The 17,867-nt window shown below is 67.0% G+C and carries 19 protein-coding genes; all 19 read right to left on the reverse strand.

Going from position 1 to position 17,867, the window contains the following annotated elements:
• Window positions 1–175: 175 nt before the first annotated feature.
• Window positions 176–1,213 carry a FecR family protein gene (locus tag IP86_RS15120; RefSeq protein ID WP_054163356.1) on the reverse strand — a complete coding sequence of 346 codons (1,038 nt, stop codon included), beginning with the start codon at window positions 1,211–1,213 and terminating at the stop codon, window positions 176–178.
• The gene (locus IP86_RS15125; RefSeq protein WP_054163357.1) at window positions 1,200–1,799 is read right to left on the reverse strand and encodes an RNA polymerase sigma factor; all 600 of its coding nucleotides are present in this window, start codon (window positions 1,797–1,799) and stop codon (window positions 1,200–1,202) included. Before IP86_RS15125 ends, IP86_RS15120 begins: the two co-directional genes overlap by 14 nt.
• A gap of 43 nt (window positions 1,800–1,842) precedes the next feature.
• Complete coding sequence (locus tag IP86_RS15130; RefSeq protein WP_156332519.1) at window positions 1,843–2,517, reverse strand: hypothetical protein; 675 nt, start codon at window positions 2,515–2,517, stop codon at window positions 1,843–1,845.
• 49 nt (window positions 2,518–2,566) lie between these two features.
• On the reverse strand, window positions 2,567–3,082 hold the full coding sequence (locus IP86_RS15135) for a hypothetical protein (RefSeq protein ID WP_054163359.1): 516 nt from the start codon (window positions 3,080–3,082) through the stop codon (window positions 2,567–2,569).
• A 5-nt stretch (window positions 3,083–3,087) separates the two neighbouring features.
• A complete protein-coding gene (locus tag IP86_RS15140) occupies window positions 3,088–3,831 on the reverse strand; it encodes a lytic transglycosylase domain-containing protein (RefSeq protein ID WP_156332520.1) in 744 nt (247 codons plus the stop codon).
• Window positions 3,832–3,896: 65 nt separating this feature from the next.
• The gene (locus tag IP86_RS15145) at window positions 3,897–4,388 is read right to left on the reverse strand and encodes a hypothetical protein (RefSeq protein ID WP_054163361.1); all 492 of its coding nucleotides are present in this window, start codon (window positions 4,386–4,388) and stop codon (window positions 3,897–3,899) included.
• A gap of 22 nt (window positions 4,389–4,410) precedes the next feature.
• Window positions 4,411–4,929, reverse strand: a complete 519-nt coding sequence (locus IP86_RS15150; RefSeq protein ID WP_054163362.1) for a YbjN domain-containing protein — start codon at window positions 4,927–4,929, stop codon at window positions 4,411–4,413.
• 57 nt (window positions 4,930–4,986) lie between these two features.
• A complete protein-coding gene (locus tag IP86_RS15155) occupies window positions 4,987–6,039 on the reverse strand; it encodes a peptidylprolyl isomerase (RefSeq protein ID WP_054163363.1) in 1,053 nt (350 codons plus the stop codon).
• Window positions 6,036–6,629 (reverse strand): hypothetical protein, encoded by a 594-nt coding sequence (locus IP86_RS15160; protein ID WP_054163364.1) that lies wholly within the window; start codon window positions 6,627–6,629, stop codon window positions 6,036–6,038. Before IP86_RS15160 ends, IP86_RS15155 begins: the two co-directional genes overlap by 4 nt.
• Before the next feature lie 2 nt (window positions 6,630–6,631).
• Window positions 6,632–8,503: a putative porin gene (locus IP86_RS15165; protein WP_054163365.1), complete on the reverse strand. Its 1,872-nt coding sequence runs from the start codon at window positions 8,501–8,503 to the stop codon at window positions 6,632–6,634.
• Window positions 8,504–8,542: 39 nt separating this feature from the next.
• Window positions 8,543–9,277: a hypothetical protein gene (locus tag IP86_RS15170; protein ID WP_054163366.1), complete on the reverse strand. Its 735-nt coding sequence runs from the start codon at window positions 9,275–9,277 to the stop codon at window positions 8,543–8,545.
• Entirely contained in the window at window positions 9,274–9,759 is a 486-nt protein-coding gene (locus tag IP86_RS15175) for a hypothetical protein (protein WP_054163367.1), read from the reverse strand. Before IP86_RS15175 ends, IP86_RS15170 begins: the two co-directional genes overlap by 4 nt.
• Window positions 9,760–9,775: 16 nt before the next feature.
• Complete coding sequence (locus IP86_RS15180; RefSeq protein ID WP_054163368.1) at window positions 9,776–10,180, reverse strand: ExbD/TolR family protein; 405 nt, start codon at window positions 10,178–10,180, stop codon at window positions 9,776–9,778.
• A 4-nt stretch (window positions 10,181–10,184) separates the two neighbouring features.
• Entirely contained in the window at window positions 10,185–12,221 is a 2,037-nt protein-coding gene (locus IP86_RS15185) for a DUF2341 domain-containing protein (RefSeq protein WP_054163369.1), read from the reverse strand.
• Window positions 12,221–13,957, reverse strand: coding sequence for a ShlB/FhaC/HecB family hemolysin secretion/activation protein (locus tag IP86_RS15190; RefSeq protein WP_054163370.1), 1,737 nt, complete (start codon window positions 13,955–13,957; stop codon window positions 12,221–12,223). Before IP86_RS15190 ends, IP86_RS15185 begins: the two co-directional genes overlap by 1 nt.
• A 265-nt stretch (window positions 13,958–14,222) precedes the next feature.
• Entirely contained in the window at window positions 14,223–15,209 is a 987-nt protein-coding gene (locus IP86_RS15195; protein WP_245290635.1) for a FecR family protein, read from the reverse strand.
• Between the two features lie 228 nt (window positions 15,210–15,437).
• Window positions 15,438–15,989 (reverse strand): RNA polymerase sigma factor, encoded by a 552-nt coding sequence (locus IP86_RS15200; protein WP_054163372.1) that lies wholly within the window; start codon window positions 15,987–15,989, stop codon window positions 15,438–15,440.
• A 117-nt stretch (window positions 15,990–16,106) separates the two neighbouring features.
• A complete protein-coding gene (locus IP86_RS15205; RefSeq protein ID WP_054163373.1) occupies window positions 16,107–16,814 on the reverse strand; it encodes an energy transducer TonB in 708 nt (235 codons plus the stop codon).
• Window positions 16,815–16,836: 22 nt separating this feature from the next.
• Window positions 16,837–17,481: an STN domain-containing protein gene (locus tag IP86_RS15210; protein ID WP_245290636.1), complete on the reverse strand. Its 645-nt coding sequence runs from the start codon at window positions 17,479–17,481 to the stop codon at window positions 16,837–16,839.
• Window positions 17,482–17,867 lie beyond the last annotated feature (386 nt).

The following is a 17,867-nucleotide window of genomic DNA, read 5'->3' on the forward strand; positions in this document are numbered from 1 at the left end:
GGCGACGACCGCGACGACACGCAAATGGATGATCGGCAACGGCAGGGACCGAACAGCTTTTATGTGAATGTTTGGAGACATGGCGCCGTCGCGCTGAACGCCCACGGCGGTCCCCTCTCCGCGCAAGGGTGGCGTTCTCCCACGGACGGCGCAGTACGTGCGCCGTTCGACCACCTCAGGTCAGGATGACGAGGCCACCCGGCAGGCTGGTGGCGCGTGCGCCGAAAATATGGACGAGTTGGTTGACGATCTTGTCGGCCTCGTCGATCCGCAGCCGGGCCGAGAGACGGCGGGCGGCAATTGCGTCGTTGATCAGGACGATGCGTCCCGGCCGGTAGCGATTGACCTCGGCGACCACCTGCGCCACCGGCGTTGCGTCGAAGATCATCAGGCCATGTCGCCACGCGGTGACGATCTCGAGGTCCGCCTCCGCGACGTGATCGACGACGTCCCGGGCGTAGCCGAGCTGGCTGCCCGCCCGCACGCTGCTCAGCGTGCCGCGGTAATCGACCCTGACCTCTCCGGCGAGGCAACTCACCCGCACGGCGCCGTCAACACAGCTCAGATTGAAATCGGCTTGACGGGCCATCACCAAGCCGTCTCGCGCGACGACGGTGAGTTGCGCCGACTTGCCGGACGCCGTGATCAGTGTTTCGCCCGAAATCAGTTCGATCCGGTTCTCGTCGGGCGTCTGCGCACGCACCGCGACGCTGGTCGATGTGTTGAGCACCAACGCCACGTCGTCGCCCAGTGCCACCTTTCGCTGCTCGCCGCGGCCGGTGTGGTAGTCGGCGGTCAACTCGGCGTAAGACGGCCACAGATCGAGCGGCGGATTGATCACCGCGACGGCGCCGACCGCAGCCGCTGATGCGGCCGCCAGGCCGCCGAGAAACGCCCGCCGCCCCATCGCCGTCGGCCTCGCTGGGCGGCCCGGCACCGTTGCCTGGCGTCGATCGGCAGGCCCCGGGGCTTCGAGCGCGGGCCCGAGCAGACGCCACATCCGCCGCGCGCGCGCATAGGCCGCCGCATGAGCGGGGCTCCTGCCGTACCACTCCCGCATCTGCACAAGGTCGGCCCGGGCCATCTCGCCGGCCACGCCGCGCGCGATCCAGTCGTGTGCCTCGCGATCGAGCGGATCTGGCTCGGTCATGCCGGTGCCGGTGGGGTGGGCATCGCCCACGGCCGGGCCGTGCCCGCCCTCAGACTTCGTCATCGTGTTGTCCCGCAGGCGCTATGGCCGCTACGCCTGATTGTTCTGATGCTTTCTGGGGCGCCGGACCGAACCGCCGTGCGACATCGCGGTGCAGCCGCGATCCGCACACAGCCAAGGCTGCTTTCAGCTCCTTTTCGACCATGCGCTGAGACAATCCGAGTTCATCGGCGAGATCCCGCAGTCTCAAGCCTTCGATCCGGATCGCGATCAGGATCCGGCGGCGCCGCGGCGTCAGTTCGGCGATCACCTCCCGCAGCGCGGCGACCTCCTGCCGCGCCGCCAGGCTGCGCAGCGGGTCCGGGCCGTCATCGGCGATGCCCAGCAGTGTGTCGAGATCGGCCAGCGTCCGCCGCCGCTCGCGGCGAAATGCCATGCGGGCGATATTGGTGGCGATGACGAGCAGATACTGTCGCGGACGCGCCACGGTGCCGATCCGCGCCGGGCGCTCGAGATGAAGAAAGGTCTCCTGCAGCGCGTCGGCGGCGAGGTCTTCCGACCCGAGCTTACGCGTCAGCAGAGATTTGAGCTCGTCGTATTGATGGACGAGGACCCGGCGCAATGCGGCGTGGCCGGCCAGATCGTTCATGGCCGTGCCCCGAGCCGCGACGTCTGTGCCAGGCTGAAGCAGATCAGCGGCATCCCGCAGCGTCCTCCGCCCGCGGCATGATCAGCATCGTCACCGGCTCCGGCATCGAGGCCGGTGGCGGCTCGGCCACGACGAGATTGCGCAGCGCCGCCATGAACGCCTCGTCGTCGTCCCGCGACGCCGACGGCGTCAGCAGCCGCGCCTGTGCAAGCGAACCGGACGGTGTGATCCACAGCTGGACCCGCCGCTCGGGAGCATCGCGGCGGACCATCGGGGCGGCACACAATGCGGTCTGCACGCCGGCCTGCATCAGCGCGAAGTAGCGGGTGTAGCCGGCCGCCCGCGCCTTTGCCTGGCCCAGACGAACGTCGGCATGCGGCGCGGTTTCCAGGATGGTCACCGTGCCGGACTCGAACGACCCAGCCGACAGCCCGGTGCCGGCGAGCAGCAGGCGCAGCGCGGTTTCGGCATCGTGTAGTCCCATCACCGGCGACGACCAGCGGCCCGCTGTCAGGCTCGTCTCGTAGAAGATCTGCAGCGAAGTATTCTCCGCGAACGTTTTCAGCGCCTGCCTGAGCGGCTGCGCCGGGATATCGTAGATGCGCGCCCCTGCCCCATCACGGCCGGCGATGGCGGCTGCCGGCGAACAAATCAGCAGCAGCGCGAGCAGACCGGTCCGGATCCAGGATACGGCGGGGAGCACCAAGTCAGGGTCCATCTCGAACCTCTGCGCCGGACACCCGGGCCTGCGACTACGCCTGGCGGCCTCAGCGCCCGCGCGGCGACGTGAAGCTCATATTGGGACGATACGGCATCGCCGAGATTCCAAAATTACTTCCGTATTGCTGCTGCACCGCCGGAATGTTGACGGTGCCGACCTTTAGGTCCGACGATTTCGCGTCGATCGGGGGCGTATTCATCACCGGATTGACCTGATCGACGGTGCGCTTGAGCCGCTGGTTGAGGCAGCCGAACGCGCGATCATTGCCGGGCGCAGCATCGCCGCAGCGCTCGGGCCCCCCTTGCGCGGGGCCCTGCCCGACGCCGCCGCGCGCTGCGCTATTCAGGTCGAGCGCCGGCGGCGCGGTGACCGGCGCCGCCGGCAGCAACGGGCTGGGCGGCGGGGTTTCGATCGTGACCGGCGGCAGCCTGTTGGGGCTCGGCGCCTGAGCGACGGCCGACGTCGAAGCGATCGCCGCCGCGACCATGACAGCGGCGACCGCCGCCACGGCGGCCTTCGGCACGTCCCCAGCACCCGTCTGGCAGCATGTCGCTATCGGCATCGGCCTCACCTCCCGCTGCGAACCTGCACCACCAGCGTACTGAGTTGTGCATTCAGCGCCGCCAAATTGACGCGCCCGACCGTGTTGCCGGCCAGGCAGCGCCGGCGACAACCGACCGCACCGCCCCCACCTCCGCCGCCACTGCCCGGGGAGCCGAAGGTCGCGACCGGGACCTCACCCGTCACCGGAAATCCCAACGCGGCGAGCTTGCCGCGAACCGCGACACAATACTGCACCGACAGATACGAGAACCGCGTCTCGCCATGGCCGGCGCGATACTTCATCGTCGCGGTGCAGATATCACCGCCGGCGAGGCGCCACGCCTGGGCCAAGTAGGTCACACCGTAGCGGATATTGGTCTCCGGCACCGCGAGTTCGGCGTTGCTGCCGGCGAAGCCGAGCATCCGAGCGGTCGGCGGCATCACCTGCATCAATCCGATCTCGCCGGACCCGCCGATCGCATCGGGATTGAAGCCGCTCTCGACCGCCATCACCGCCTCCGCGATCGCCGGGGCGAGCCCGTGGCGCTCGGCTTCCCTGGCGATCAGCGCGCGGTAGGCGGCCGGTGTATTACTCGTTCGCGCAGTCGCCGCAGGAGCAGCCACTGCTGCGGCCAGGTTCGGCGGCGGCGCTTCGGCCGCAGCGAGCTTGGCGCGCGGCGGTTCGGGCGTAACAGCAGCCTGCTCCGGCTCGCCCCCAGGAGCCTGGTCGATCGGCTCGGCCCGCGCCGCGACAGCACCGAGCGCCATAACGATCGCGATAACCGTGCAGCGTCGCAGCCCCAGGCCGCGCACCCTCGTCGGCCAACTCCGACTCATCGCGCCTGCTCCATCGGCTGGGCGGCCAGCGACAGCTTCATGCGCAGCGGCTGCGGCATTGCGGCCGGTGCCGCGCCGATCGCCCCGGCGTCGCGGATCGCCATTGCCAGATCGCGGCGTTCGTCCTCGCTGGGTGATCCCTCGAGCTCGACGCGCTCCACCGCGCCGTCCGCAGTAACCCAGACGCGAACCACGATGGTCGGCGGCGCGCCGGGGTCCGTGGCGCGGCTCTGCATCGACGTCAGCAGACGGTTGGCAGCCTCGCTCTCCGAGGTCAGGCGCTGCTGGATACGCTCCTGCAGCCGACGACCGAAGTCGATCCAGACCTCCGGAATCTGCTGCGCCGCACCGCGCTCGTCGAGTTCGCTGCTGGCACCGGCGCGCGCGCCGGTCGCCACCGCAACCACTCCCAGCGTCAGGCCCAGCCATCGCGCGACCCTCGACCGCCAATCGCCGCCGCGCCGCACCGCCTGCTCCCGAACGCCCATCGTGGCTTCCTACCCGGCGACGCTATTGCATCGTCGTCTGCGGAGCGCCGCCGGCGTCGGAGGCCGGCCCTGCCTGCACCGCATCGGCGACGCCGTCGACCGGCCGGGTCTGTGCCAGGCCGGCGAGCTCCTCGCGCAGAAACACGATGAGCTGCTGCACCAGATGGTCCCAGATCTCGATCTCGGCGCGCAGGTGATCGCGGCTGACGCCGCCGGCAAGTAACAGATCGAGCGACAGCGCAAGGAACGGCCCGCTGAGCTGCAGCCGTCCGAACCGGCGCGACGCGTTCCAGCGGTTGACGACGGCGAGCGGCAGCTCGCCCTGCACCTGAATCACCGCGACCAGCGCGATGTCGAGGATGCCCTCGCCGTCGGGAAGACGATTACCCGGCCGGATGTCGAAGGCGAGACCGTTGGTCGCGGAGCGCAGATAAGTCAGATTGGCGACCGGATCGGACGCCGTCTCGACCCGATAGCCGGCGAGCTGAAACAGTTCGCGCAGCCCCTCGAGATCGAGCTTGCTGATGAGAGTGTCGGACATGGACGTCTCCGATTTGAGAAGAGTGGCAGGATGACGGGAGAGCAGCGACGGATTCGGCTATCGCGTCGCGGCGCCGCGCTCGTTCAGTAATCCGGCCAATGCGAGTTCGTTGATCACGGGCGGCTGCTGCTTCAGCAGTTCGGCCAGATAGGTTCGGCGCAACACCGCAGCCCTTTCGTTGCGGATCTGCTGGATCAAGCCGTCGCGGACTTCCGGCAGGGTGCGGGTGTAAGGAGTCTTGGTATCGAGGACTTTGACGAAGTGCCAGCCGTCGTCGAGCTTGATCGGCTCGGACACGGCATTCTTGGCGAGCTCCATCACCCGGCTGCGGATCTCCGGCCGGATCTGGTTCTCCACCACCCAGCCCAGCGCGCCGCCATTGGCGTCGCCGGCCTCGGTGGCGATCGCAGCGAAGTCGGCACCCGGCGCCTTCAGCTTACGCTGAATATCCTCGACACTCTTACGTGCCTTGTCCTCGGCGGCCTTGTCCGCATCCTTCGGCAGCGCGACGAAAACCTGCGCGAGTTCGAACTGTCGCGGCATCAGGAACGCGGCACGGTTGGCGTCGTAGACCTTTTGCAGATCGTCATCGCTCGGAAACTTCTCCGGCGGATTCGAAACCGTCTGCAGATAGAGTTCGACGGCAGCGCTCTCGCGGACGCGATCGAGCTTCTCGGCGATGCTCGGCTGCTGATCCCACTTCTTGGCATTGATCTCCTGCAGCACCAGGCGATTGGCCAGCATCATCCGCACCGCCTGGCTGAGCAGATTGGGATCCTGCCGCAACGCCGCGAGATCGCGATCGCCGAGCGCGGCGACGTAACCGCGGATCTCCTCCGCCGAGATGTTGGTATTGCCGACGCGCGCGATCACGTCGTCGTTCTTGCGGGCGTCGGCATTGTCTGCCGCGCGCGCCGCTTTCGGGGCGGCGGCGGGTGCCTGCGGCGCTACGGCCGGTTCCTGCTTGGCCGCGCGCGGCGCCGTGTGCGGTTGCCGCTGCGCGGGCGCGGGCGGCGTCGGCGCGGTCTGAGCCGCCGCGACCAACGGAACGAGCGTCGCGACGCTGACCAGGGCTGTCCGCCGGATGCAATCGACGATGCTGTTACTCATGGGCTCACCTTCTGATCGAGAAACTTGTCGCCGGTTTCCTGGATGCTGTTCTGGATTTCGACACGGCGGAATCCCAGCACCGGCTCTTGGGCAACTATTGTGTCACCGATGGTGACACTTTGATAACGCTGCAGAAGATCCTTGCCTGCAGCGACCAACTGCTTGTTCTTGGCGACGCAGCTCTTGGTCGACGCCTTGTAGGCGTTGGCCTCGCCTTCGAACTTGGCGCGCGCCGCATCCTTGTCACGCGCCACCGAGGCGGCTTCCTCGTACGCGACTTTCCACTTTTCGAGCGTCTCGTCACGCTCCGAGAGCCGGCGATTGAACTCCTCGACGGCTTCCCGAAACTGCTTCTTGGCCTCTCTCGTTTCCGCCTTCGCGGCGTCGACCTGGGCCTTCGCCGCGGCCTTCTCCCGCTCGGCGTCGGCCACCTTGGCTTGCAGCGCGGCGCGCTGATCCTCGAGTTGCCGCGTTTGCAGCGTTGCGACACGGAGCGCTTCGCGCAGCTTGTCGGCCTCGGTCTCGGCGGACGCGCCAGTCGCCGAGCAGGCCAGCGCACCGATGGTGAGCATCACGATGAAGATCTTCATGATCAGAACTTCGCGTTGAGGTCGACGAGCAAGACGTCCACCGCGTACGGCAGACCGGCGATGCTGTTGGCGCTCAGCCAGCGCACGGAGCTCCAGACGTTATCGCTGAGGCCGATATTGGCGCCGAGGAAGTAGCCCTTGAGGTTGGTTCCGCCGAGGCCGAAATCGGAGTCGGCGAAAGCATCCAGCGTGGCGTCGGACTCCAGATACTTGTAGCCGGCGTGGACGTTCCAGTCGCCGAAGTGCTTGATCTCGCGGTTACCGACGGTGACGCGCCCCATCCAGCCCTTGTCGCCGCCGTCGAACGCGCCGAGCGTCCCGTTCGATGTCGGCCCGCGGTTGTTGTAGAAGTAGCCGCCGACGTTGCCCGGAAGGCTCGTCATGCCGACACCGTTGTTCACGAGCGAGCGATTGAACGCGGTGTTCCAGACGAACTCGCCGTCGAGCACGATATGGAAGGGATGAAACTCGCCGAGATCGAGCGAGCCGCTCACCACCAGCGGCCGATACTTCTGTACGAGACCGAAATACTGATACTGCAGCTCGGCGCCGAAATTGTTGTTGGTGCCAAGCGACCCGAGGTTGCGCAGCGTCATGTAGGTGTTGCCCTTCTGCGCGAACAGCGGGCGGGTCAGGTCGGTGCTGCAGCTGTTGCTCGCATTCGCCACGTAGCAGGTGTCCGAGGTCTGGCCCTGGACGTTCTGGAAGTCGTAGATCGCGGTCGCGAAACGGAACTCGCTGACCGGCGCGAAGCGTTGAGCGAAGCCTACCTGCGCGCCGAACAGCCAGCGATCTTTGCTCGAGAACTTCGACTGTTCGATCGGCAGGTTGGTTCCGGCGTTGAAGTCGGTGTTGAAGATCGGGAACGCACCGGCCACACCGAACATCGAGAAGTCCGGCGTCACCGCATAACGGCCCTGGGCGGCGAAGCCGTCGAAGCCGAGTTCGCGATACCAGACCAGATCGGTCGGCGACCAGAACGGATTGTCGAACCGACCCGCCGACAGCACCAGGTCACGTTCGAACACTTCGTACTTCAGATAGCCGCGGTCGAGCCAGAGGGAGTATTTGGAGAAGTTCGAACCGCTGCCGCCCAACGTCTGATTGGTGGACAGCGGAGAATTGCTTTCGCCGGTCGCAATCCGCAGTCCTGCGTTGAAGCCGTAAGCGAGGTCGGCCTCCATGCCGAGCCGTGCCCGCAGCCGCACCTGGTTGCGGTTCTCGGTGGTGTTGTAGGTCGGCCAATTGTACGGATTGGTAACGCCCGACAGATCGTAGGGCGAGCCGCTGTTGATTGCGTTGAAGTTGATCGCGTCGGCCTGGGCGTTGCCCTTCGGGAAGAAGCTGCCCTGGTAGCGGCCGCGGAAGTCGCCGTAGAAGCGGATGCGCTGCGCCCATTCCGGATATAGGCCCGGAGACGCCCAGTTCTCCTTCTGCGCCTTGGCCATGACCTCCTTCCGGAGTTCGTCGCGAAGCTGGCGCTTGACGACTTCCGGCACGTAGGTGACGTGCCGGGTGCCGGGAGGATTGGCGGCGGCAGCGGCTTCGCCGGCGGCCTTGGCGGCTTCGTCCGCCTTCACCCGTGCGTCCTTGGCGGCCTGCCGCGAGACGTAAGCCTCGGAGTCGGCCTGCTGGATCAGGCCGTCGGCCTCCTCCTGCGTCAGCAGCTTGCGCTTCACCATCAGGTTCAGGAGGTTGACCGTGGCATTGGGCGCCGCCGGCTTGGCATCGGACACCTTGGGCCGCTTGGTCTCGGCCTTATCGACGGTGCGATCCTCATTCTGGCCGAAGGCCGGCGCTGCGGTCGCGAGCGCCGCCAGCGAAACGGCGAGCAGATATGCGCGCCGGCGTGCGTTCGGATTGAAGTCAAACATCGTCCCCTGTCCTTCTACTCGTCGTCGTTGTTAGTTGGGTCAGCTCGGCCGACGCGCGTTTACGCGCATCACCATGGGCATCGGTGCGTCTTTGGGCGGCGGCTCGCGCAACGTCAGCCTGCCGAGCACTTCGTCGCGGATGACTTGGTCGAGTTGGGCGTCTCCGGTCGACGGCGTCAGCAGCACGCGGGTGATCTTGCCGGTGCTGTCGGCCCACAACCGCAGCTCGAACTGCAGCACCGCGCGTTGCGTCCGTCGATCCGAACGCAGCGCGCTGTCGATCTGCGACTGCACGATCGACGCGTACCAGCCCCAGCGGCTGCCGCCGCCGCCACCGCCACCATACGGATTGCCACCCGGCTTGCCGCCGAGGTTGAACAAATCGCCGGGCCCGGTCGCCTTCGCGTCGAGCGACAGCGGCCCCGGCGGTTCGTCGTTCTTGGCGTCCTTGATCGGCTCGTCCTGCGGCTTCTCGATCGGCTTCTCTTCCTTGAACTCCGGCTCCGCCATCTTCGGCTGCTCGATCATCTTCTGCTCGGGCGGCGGAGGCGGCGGCGGTGGAGGTGGCGGCGGCACGTTGACGATGGTGATCTCGTGCACCTGGCGCGGCGGCGGCAGATCGTCGCCGCTGAACAGCCAGCGATAACCGCCGACGAACAGCATCGCGAGGATCGCCAGTGCGGCCCCGTAGCGCAGCGCGGACCGCCTGCCCGGCCGGCGAGCGGCATCGTCCTCTTCGGTGCCGCGCGTCCAATCCTCTCCGAGCTTGCTCACGACGCTTCTCCGCAGGATCTGGAAACGACGCCGCAGTCGGCGCTGTATTGCAGCACGAACTTCACCAGTAGCGCGAAGTCGGTCGTCTCCAGCGTCAGCCGCGACGGCGGGGCGTCGATCTTGAGCTGAAAGCTGCCGTCTTCAGCGTGGTACTCGACGTAGGCGTCGCGATCGATCGACAGCCGCCGATAACGGCCGTTCGACAGCGTCAGCCGGAACGGATCATCCGCTTGACCCGCGGTCCGGTCGCGGAGCATTCCGGCCAGCTTGACGAGCAGCGCCTCGCCCCGGACCGGGAACGCCAGCACCGCGGCGCCACCGTCGTCGCGGCCGCCCTGCTCCGGCTCAGCGACGACACCGACGCCACGCAGCACCGCCGGACGCCGTCCGAACCGGCGCAGCAGCGCGTCGCGCATCTGCACGAACATGCTGTCCTGAACCGCGTCGGCGACGCGCGGCGGGTGGGGAAACGACGTGCACATCAAAGGCATCGCTCCGTCACTTCACCAGCGGCTTGGTTGCAAGACCGACCTGGCTGAGGCCGATCCGACCGAGCAGATCGAGGACGTCCATCACGCTCTGGTACTGGGCCTGCGCGTCGCCGCGCAGCACCACGGGAAACTCCGGCGTCAACGCCTTCTGCTGCAGCAGGCGCTGCTCCAGCTCCGGCAGGGTCACCGGCACGGTGTCCAGAAAGATCTTGCCGTCGTTGCCGACCGTGATCGCCTTCGTGGTCTGCGTCGCCAGACTGGGCGCAGCGGACGCCTTGGGCAGATTGACCTTCTGCCCCTGCACCGTCGCCGTGGTCATGATGATGAAGATCACCAGCAGCACGTAGGCGAGATCCAACATCGGCGTGATGTTGATGTCGTCGTACGGCTTGGAGTCGTCGTGGACCTGCATCGACTCACTCCGCCGCCTGGCCGCGCCGCAGCGGCGCCGGCCGGTCAGTGGTGTAGAGCTCTGCGATCCGCGTCACCACGTCGTCGACGAAAACCTGCACGTCGGCGGTGAGGTTCTTGATCTGGGAGATCAGGTAGTTGTAGCCGAACAGCGCCGGGATCGCGACGCCGAGGCCGGCGACGGTGGCGACCAGCGCGGCCGCGATGCCCGGCGCGATGGCGTTGACGTTGACGTCGCCCGAGGCCGCGATCGCCGCGAAGGTGATCATCACGCCGACCACGGTGCCGAGCAGACCGAGGAACGGGCCGCCGGAGATCGCGATCGTCAGCATCACCATCAGCCGATTGAGGCGCTGCGACTCCCGCACCACCCCGCCGTCGAGCGCCGCACGTATCGCGGCGATCGAGCTCGACGACAGCACCGGCATGCCGCCCTGGCCGGAGCGCCGGCGGATCTCGTCGGCGGCGATGTGATAGATCCGGTACAGCGACGAGGACCGCATCAGCGCCGCGTCCTTGTTGTTGAGCCGTCCGCCGAGCGTCGCCACGTCCTCCTGCGAGCCGTGGCTCATCAGCGTCAGGTCGAAATCGACGCTGTTGTAGCAGGCCATGAACCGCGCATTCGCCCGGGCCTGGCGGCGCAGATACGACGCACGGTCGACCATCACCATCCAGCTGATCACCGCCATCACCATCAGGATGCCGATCACCACCCAGCCGTCGAGCGTGACCGATTTCAGGATCACCGCGAAGTAGCCGGACAGCCAGCTGCCGGTTTCTTCGTCGACGCTGAAAGCGACCAGCTTGCTGTTGTCGAGACCCTGGCCGATCGCGGCAAGCCGGATCACGCCGGCCGAACGCGCAACCTTGCTGATCTCGAGCTCATCGATATCGCCGGCGAAGCCGGCCATCGCCACCGCGACGGGAGCCGCGGGCGCGGCTTCAGCCGCCGGGGCAGCAGCCGGGTCCGTGCCGGCTTGGGGCGTGCTTCCGTCGGCCAGCGGCGCCGGCGAGGCGGCCGGTGCAACTGTTGGAGTAGCGCTGGGGGCAAGAGCGTCTCCGCCGACGAAAGCAAGGGTGTTCAGAGCCGGCAGCGCGGCATCCAGCACCGCATAGGCATTGCCGTCCAGATACAGCGTCACCCGGCCATTGCCGGCGACCGCCGCGACGTGGTGCCAGCTGTTGGGCGCGACCGGAGCCGCCGTCGTGCTGCGCTGAACCGCACCGGCATTGGCGACCTCGACGAACGGCGCGCCGTTGTCGAGACCGATCACCACGGCGTTGCCGCCGTCGCGGCGGCTGTACAGCGCCGTGTTCGGCTGAGCCGCCGCCGGCTTGATCCAGGCCGACCAGGTCCAGCCGGTGGTGCCGCCGGCCAGCGCAAGCGCCGACGAGGACGGCAGCGTCAGCGGCGTGCGGCCGTCGAGCCGCAGGCCGGTGCCGATGATCGCGCCATCGGCCGGCTGGCCGACGCTCTGTGCATTGTTGCCCCACACGGTGGAGTCGAGCGGCACGGTGCCGCGCTCGGCGAAGTGATAGACGAGCTGAGTATCGGCGTCGTAAGTGCCCTTGGAGTCAGCCGTCGCCATGGCTTTCTTGTTGCCGTAGTACAGCCACAGCTCGGTCTTGGCGCCGGGCTGCAGGTTCGGCACGGAGACCCACACCAGGGCCTCGCCGAGCAGCGCATCGAATTTCTCGATGTGGTACTTCAGGGGCGTCTTGTCGTCGCCGGCGATGAAGCGCAGGTCGCCGCCATCCTCCTTAGTCGCATTGAAGCGGAAGTTGCCGGTGTGCAGCCGCACCAGCAGCGGCGTGGTGCCGATCGGATCCGTGATGTTGGCGCCGGCAGCGCTGGTATCGATCGTGATCTTCTTGCGCAGCTGCCACTCGTCGTTCCACCACGCGTTCGCGGGGGTCGCCGTCAACAACATGCCGCCGAGCGCCGCCAACAGGCCGGTCTTGGTCAGAGCCTTCGTCAGATTCTTGGCGCCTCGCGACCACCCCCATTCGGCGCCGCGCACGTCGTTCGTCTCGATTGTCATCAGAATTCGCCCCAAACACGGAAATTGAAGCGCGGATCACCCGCGCGGGTGTAGGCTTGGTCCTTCATCGGCACCGACAACACGACGACCCCATTGATCGTGCTGAACACTTTGAACCGGGAGCCGACGCCGTAGCTCCACAGATCGAATGACGAGATCTGGTTGGGCAGCGGCCGCTGCACGTTGGCGTGGCCGGCATCGGCGAAGCCGAACAATCGCCACTCGTTGAAGGTGGTGAAGCGCGGCGCGCCCTGCCCGGTCTCGTCCTTCATCTGCTTCTGCAGCCACGAGCCGATATCGGGGCTGCGGACTTCGAAGTTGCCGACGACGCCGTCGTCACCGAGCGTCTCGGATTCGAGATAGCCGCGCACGGTGTCCATGCCGCCGACGCTGATCTGCTCGCTCGACACCAGCGGCCCGTCGGCCACCTGCGATTGCACCTTGCCCCAGAGCTGGAAGCCTTCCGGCAGTTCCTGGGTGTGCGACACGTCGGCGTTGAAGTGAGTGAAGCTCGGCGACGCGAAGTAGCGCTTGGCGTCGAAATCGGCGGCGCTGCTCGACAGCGTCCGCAGATTGTAGGTGACCGAGGCGTTGAACTGCGTGGTGAAGTTCTCGCCCTGGAACGTCGCGCCGTAGCTGGCGACCGCCGGATAGTAGGTCACCGGCGACGAAAACTGGTCGATGCCGAGCGCCACCGTCTGGTCAAAATGCTTGTAGTCGAGGCCCGCCGACAGCGTGTGGAAGAAGCCGTCGCGCCCCGGCAGCGTCATCACCGCACGGGTACCGATGATCTGCCCCGGACCGACGATGTTGGTGCCGCCGACGCTCGCCACGCTGCTGTTCGACGATACGCCGTAGATCAGCAGGTTGATCCAGTCGAGGTTCGGCAATCGCGCCAGATACGAGCCGGAAAACACCTCGGCATCGCGCCGCCGCTCCGGAGCGACCTGATAGGAGAAGCTCGCCGAATGCCCGAGCTGCCAGAGATTGTCGTAGTGCACCGTGGCGTTGAGACGCGTCGCGGTGGTGCTCGGCGACTGGCGGTTGTTGACTTCGACCGAGGCGTGGATCGGCGCCTTGTCCTCGACGTTGAGGTCGACGTCGACGGTGCCGGGCGTGACGCCAGCCCGCAGCGCCGGCGTCACACGGCGGTCGGGCCACTGATTGAGCGCGACGATGTCCTTGGTGACGTCCTTGAAGTTGGGTACGGAGCCCTCTTTCAGTGACGGCGCGGTCTGCTTGATCCGGTCGACGTCGAAGTAACGGGAGTTCTTCACCCGCAGCCGGCCGACTTTCAGCTCGGTCACCTTCAGGACGACGACCTTGCGGCCGACATTCTGCGGCGGCACCGCGACGCTGACAGTCTGAAAACCTTTGTCGTGGTAGGCTTTCTCCAACGCGGCCCTGGCCTTCTCGACGTCGTCGGCCGTCTTGTTCGGTCCGAGGAACGGATAGATCGCTTCCTCGATTTCGATCTGCGGCAGCTTGTCGGCGCCCTGGACGGCGAAATCGTCGATATCGAAACGCTGCGCCGGCTGCGCTGGGGCGGCCGGTTGAGCAGCAGATTGAGCAGCCGGAGCAGGCTGTTGCGCCGCGGCTTGCGCGGCCTCGCCACGCGCTTCGACCGGCAGGACGACGCCGGACGCGGCCACGCCGGCAGCCGCTGACGTCAGGCAAAACACCGCCGCGCGCGCGGACGCGAGGCCGCGACGCTGATAGCTAGTTTCGAATCGCACGGGTTCTCGCTCGTCTCCCGGACACGCGCATGACCACACGGCAGGCGGCCGCGCTCACGGTGTCTCGATTCAGAAGACGACTGGCTCGGCCGGGGACTGAATCAGAAGTTAAGAAAAATTACGAACGGGAGGGAACAAACGATTAGTCCGCGGAAGCCGGGCCAAAGTTCAGGCTACAATCAGCTTTTCAGCCTCAACCGATGTTACGGCCGATCGTATGAATGCCGGGAATCGAAGACAGATCGGCGTCGCCGCGGCCGCGCCGTCAGCTGAGCAGCACGATCCCGCCCGGCAGCGTCCGCGCGCTGGCGCCGAACAGCCCGCGGAGCTGCGCGACGAAGTCGTCGAGATGGTCCAGGTAGAAAGTACCCGAGATCATGCGGCGGCCGAGCTGGTCGTCCATGACCACGATCCGTCCGGGACGATAGCGATTGATCTCGGCGACGAGACGTTCGACCGGCCAGTCGCGGACCAGCAGAAGCCCGCGCTGCCATGCCGTAGCCTGCTCGGGATCGGCCGAAGACACCGGGGTCAGGCCGCCCTCCTCGGAGTAAGTCAGCTGCTGGGACGCAGTCAGCGCCGCGCGCTGTCCCTTCCAGTCGACCTGCACGGCGCCGCTGAAGCACACCACCGACACCTTGTGGTCGATGCATTTGACGTTGAAGTCCGCCTGCAGCGCCTCGATCCGGCCACCGGCCGCGTCGACCACCACAGCGGCGGCCTCGGGTTTGACGTCGACGGCGGCCTCGCCCGAAATCAGCTCGAGCCGCGGCGCCGTCGCGGCGGACCGGACCGACAGCGCGGTCTGCGTGTTCAGCGTCACCACCATGTTCTGCGCCACGGCGATCGTGCGACGCTCACCCTTGCCGGTGCGATAGTCGGCGGCGAGCTCCTCGATCGAGGGCCACAGCCCGAGCGGCGGCCGCGCCGCCACATAGACGCCGCCGACGGCAGCCGCTGCGGCCATCGAACCACCGATCACGAAGCGACGGCTGACCACCGCCCGCGACCGCGGCGGCCGCATCGGAGCAGCCTCGGTCCGTCCGAGCAGGTCGCGCGTCGCGTCGCCGAATGTGCGCCACTGCCTGACCGCCTCGCGAAACGCTTCCTCGTATTCGGGCCCGCGCTGCCGCCACATCGCCAAAGCGGCGGCGTCGTCTGAGGTCGCCTCGCCGGAGTTCAGCCGGATCACCCAAGCGAGCGCCTGCCGCTGAACGGCATCGAGCTCGGGCATCTCGTCGGCTGCACTCAAGATCGGTCCCCCCACTCTGAGGTCTGCTCAGACCCGCATGCGCGCAGCGGCCACAGATTGATGTCGATCCTAAGACGATTCGCGGCCGCGCAGACCGAATCCCATCAGCGCGCAGTCCCGAGAGATTTTAGGATTTCGACGGCTCGATCCCCAGAGGCGATCAAACGTCCAGCCGACGGCGAAAATACCGATCGGCGCGAAGTCCCCTGGATTCAACGCGATCTGCCGCTAATCGACCAATTTTGGGCGCGGACGGGGACCATAACGACGGACCACCTGGCGACCCAATCGGCCGCTCAGATACTCCATCGCATGCTGAATGTCGAACTCGACAGTGCGAATATTGATTCCGAAACGTACAGCAATGTCCCGATGCGGAATCTGCTCGAGATGCGCGGCGATGAAAACCTCTCGGCGCCGCGGCGGCAATTCGCCGAGCGCCCTTTGAAACTCGGCGATCTCCATGCGGGATTCGGTGACGATGGCCGGGTCGGGCCGGTCGTCGACGACGTCCATGATCGCGGCGATCTCGCCGGCGCTCAACAGATGTCGATCCTTCTTGTTGCGGTCCTTGGCGACGTTCAGTGCGATCCGGAACAGATAGTCCAGCGGACTACGGATCTCGACCGCGTCCGACACCCGATCGACTTTCAGGAACGTCTCGTGCAGCGTTTCATGGGCGACATCGGCGGAGCCCAAACAGCGCGTAAGCCGTTTCGCCAGCCCCTGATAGTCTGCCGCCAGCGCGTCGCGGAGCGATTTACTGTTGCGATCGGACACTTGACTACGTTACCCGCACCTGACGCGCTCGCCGACCGCCGCATCGGCCGTGGACGTAGGTATCGGGGGTCAATGACAAAGTCGTGACACTTTCGCTACCAGTGAGTCCCCGCTGCCTCAGTAGGACAGGTCGAAAGCGACCGGCACCGAGACATTAAGATTGTCGGGTAACTCATCCGGGATGCGCGGCAGCGGCTCGGCCCGGCGCAGGGTGGCGAGCGCAGCGCCATCGAGGATCGCGGAGCCCGAACTGGTCGTCACTGTCATGCTGCTGACACTGCCGTCACGCCGCATCGCGAACATCAGCCTGACGATCCCCTGGGTGCGATCGCGCTTCGCCTCGTCGGGATACTGTCGAAACCGCGCGATGTGCGACAGCAGCGTGCGCTGAAACGTGGCGGCCTTCTTGTCGAGCGCGACCCGCGAGGTCGGCGGCGCAGACGGCCGCAGCCGCGGCGCCTGGGTGCGTGCCGGCTGCTCCGCTGTCGCCGGATCCGGGATCGATGCGGTTTCGGTCAGCGGGCGCGAAGGCGCCTCGGCCGGCCGCTCCGCCGGCGCCGGCTCGGACGGCGTCGGCTGCGGGCGTTCCTGACTCTCCGGCGCCGCGCCCTGCGGCCCGATCAGCCGCACCTCGATCAGATTGTCGTCGGCGCGCAGGTTGGGACCCGGCGGCAGCCGATGCAGCCAATACACGCCGGCCGCCAGCAGCAGCGGCACCGCAAGCGCAGCGACCGCCAGCCAGCGCAAGTCGATGCCGGACGCGGTTGCCCGCCAGTCCGGCGAGGCATTGGGCTCCGGCGGGGCGCGGCGCAGAATGTCCCACATGGCGTTCGGCCGACCTTCGTGACTACAGCGCTTTGATCGATATCATGAACCGGATCGGCCGCGGCAGGTTCGGCGGGGCTTGCCGGCTCAACGTCATCGTGTGCAGCATATCGGCGATCGTCGCGTCGCGAGCGGGGTCGCCGGTCGAGCCGTCGAGTTCGGCCCGGTTGATCCCACGGGACGCGGGATCGACCCACAGCCGCACCGCGACCCGATACTCGCCGCGCCGGGTCTGATTGACCCGCTTCAGCGCCTTCTGGATGTCCGACTGGACCGCCGCGACGTATTCCCCCACCCGATTACGATCGACGGCGTCACCGCCGCCGACATGCAGGGTCTCGAGCGCGAGATCGGCAGATCCCAGCGAGAGTATCGGCGGCAGGTCCGGATCCGGCGAACTTGCCGGCGCCAACGTGACTGCACGCGAGCGCGAATATCGGATCTTGAGATCGGTATCGGCCAGCAACAGCCGCAGCGCCATGTCGGGCGAGAATTCACCCTCGACCGGCGGCGCTTTGTAACCGGCCGCGGCTGCGGTCTCGAACATCACCTGCACGCCGCTCTGCTGGCTGAAGGCCTGCAACGCATCGATCAGCGGCTGTGCGCGGATCCGAAACACGACCGGCCCGGCCGGCGTGGTGGCTTCTTCGCCGGTCGCCACTGCCACGCTCAGGATCAATGCCAGCGCACACAGCAACCGGCCTGCCGGCAACCAGCCCCGCCGAGCCGGGCTCGGCAGGCGGCGGATCGTGAAGCTGGTCTCACTGCACACCATCACGGCAACAATCTCGTCAATCGGGCCGCACCGGCGACCAGCGCCGCGGCCGATCCGCGCGCGGTTGCCCGCCACCGGCTACATTGTCGCTTCCTATGTCGGGACGATGACGGTTTGGCAACGAGCAGAGGAACTCGCTCGCCACTACCATAAGGGGCGGATGAACAATCGAGCGCGATCGTGCTCAGCAGCCTGTCGTGGCGCACATCGCCCCTGCGCGCGCCACGACCCGTTCAGACGATGCGCGGGGTGGCCCCACGCATCATCCCTTGCGTCAG

It is taken from the genome of Rhodopseudomonas sp. AAP120, assembly GCF_001295845.1.
In the GTDB taxonomy this organism is placed as follows: domain Bacteria; phylum Pseudomonadota; class Alphaproteobacteria; order Rhizobiales; family Xanthobacteraceae; genus Rhodopseudomonas.

Coding starts and splice junctions, on each gene's coding strand:
- IP86_RS15120 (WP_054163356.1), bottom strand. CDS start 1,213: ATGACGAAGTCTGAGGGCGGGCACGGCCCGGCCGTGGGCGATGCCCAC.
- IP86_RS15125 (WP_054163357.1), bottom strand. CDS start 1,799: ATGAACGATCTGGCCGGCCACGCCGCATTGCGCCGGGTCCTCGTCCAT.
- IP86_RS15130 (WP_156332519.1), bottom strand. CDS start 2,517: ATGGACCCTGACTTGGTGCTCCCCGCCGTATCCTGGATCCGGACCGGT.
- IP86_RS15135 (WP_054163359.1), bottom strand. CDS start 3,082: ATGCCGATAGCGACATGCTGCCAGACGGGTGCTGGGGACGTGCCGAAG.
- IP86_RS15140 (WP_156332520.1), bottom strand. CDS start 3,831: ATGGCGCTCGGTGCTGTCGCGGCGCGGGCCGAGCCGATCGACCAGGCT.
- IP86_RS15145 (WP_054163361.1), bottom strand. CDS start 4,388: ATGGGCGTTCGGGAGCAGGCGGTGCGGCGCGGCGGCGATTGGCGGTCG.
- IP86_RS15150 (WP_054163362.1), bottom strand. CDS start 4,929: ATGTCCGACACTCTCATCAGCAAGCTCGATCTCGAGGGGCTGCGCGAA.
- IP86_RS15155 (WP_054163363.1), bottom strand. CDS start 6,039: ATGAGTAACAGCATCGTCGATTGCATCCGGCGGACAGCCCTGGTCAGC.
- IP86_RS15160 (WP_054163364.1), bottom strand. CDS start 6,629: ATGAAGATCTTCATCGTGATGCTCACCATCGGTGCGCTGGCCTGCTCG.
- IP86_RS15165 (WP_054163365.1), bottom strand. CDS start 8,503: ATGTTTGACTTCAATCCGAACGCACGCCGGCGCGCATATCTGCTCGCC.
- IP86_RS15175 (WP_054163367.1), bottom strand. CDS start 9,759: ATGTGCACGTCGTTTCCCCACCCGCCGCGCGTCGCCGACGCGGTTCAG.
- IP86_RS15180 (WP_054163368.1), bottom strand. CDS start 10,180: ATGCAGGTCCACGACGACTCCAAGCCGTACGACGACATCAACATCACG.
- IP86_RS15185 (WP_054163369.1), bottom strand. CDS start 12,221: ATGACAATCGAGACGAACGACGTGCGCGGCGCCGAATGGGGGTGGTCG.
- IP86_RS15205 (WP_054163373.1), bottom strand. CDS start 16,814: ATGTGGGACATTCTGCGCCGCGCCCCGCCGGAGCCCAATGCCTCGCCG.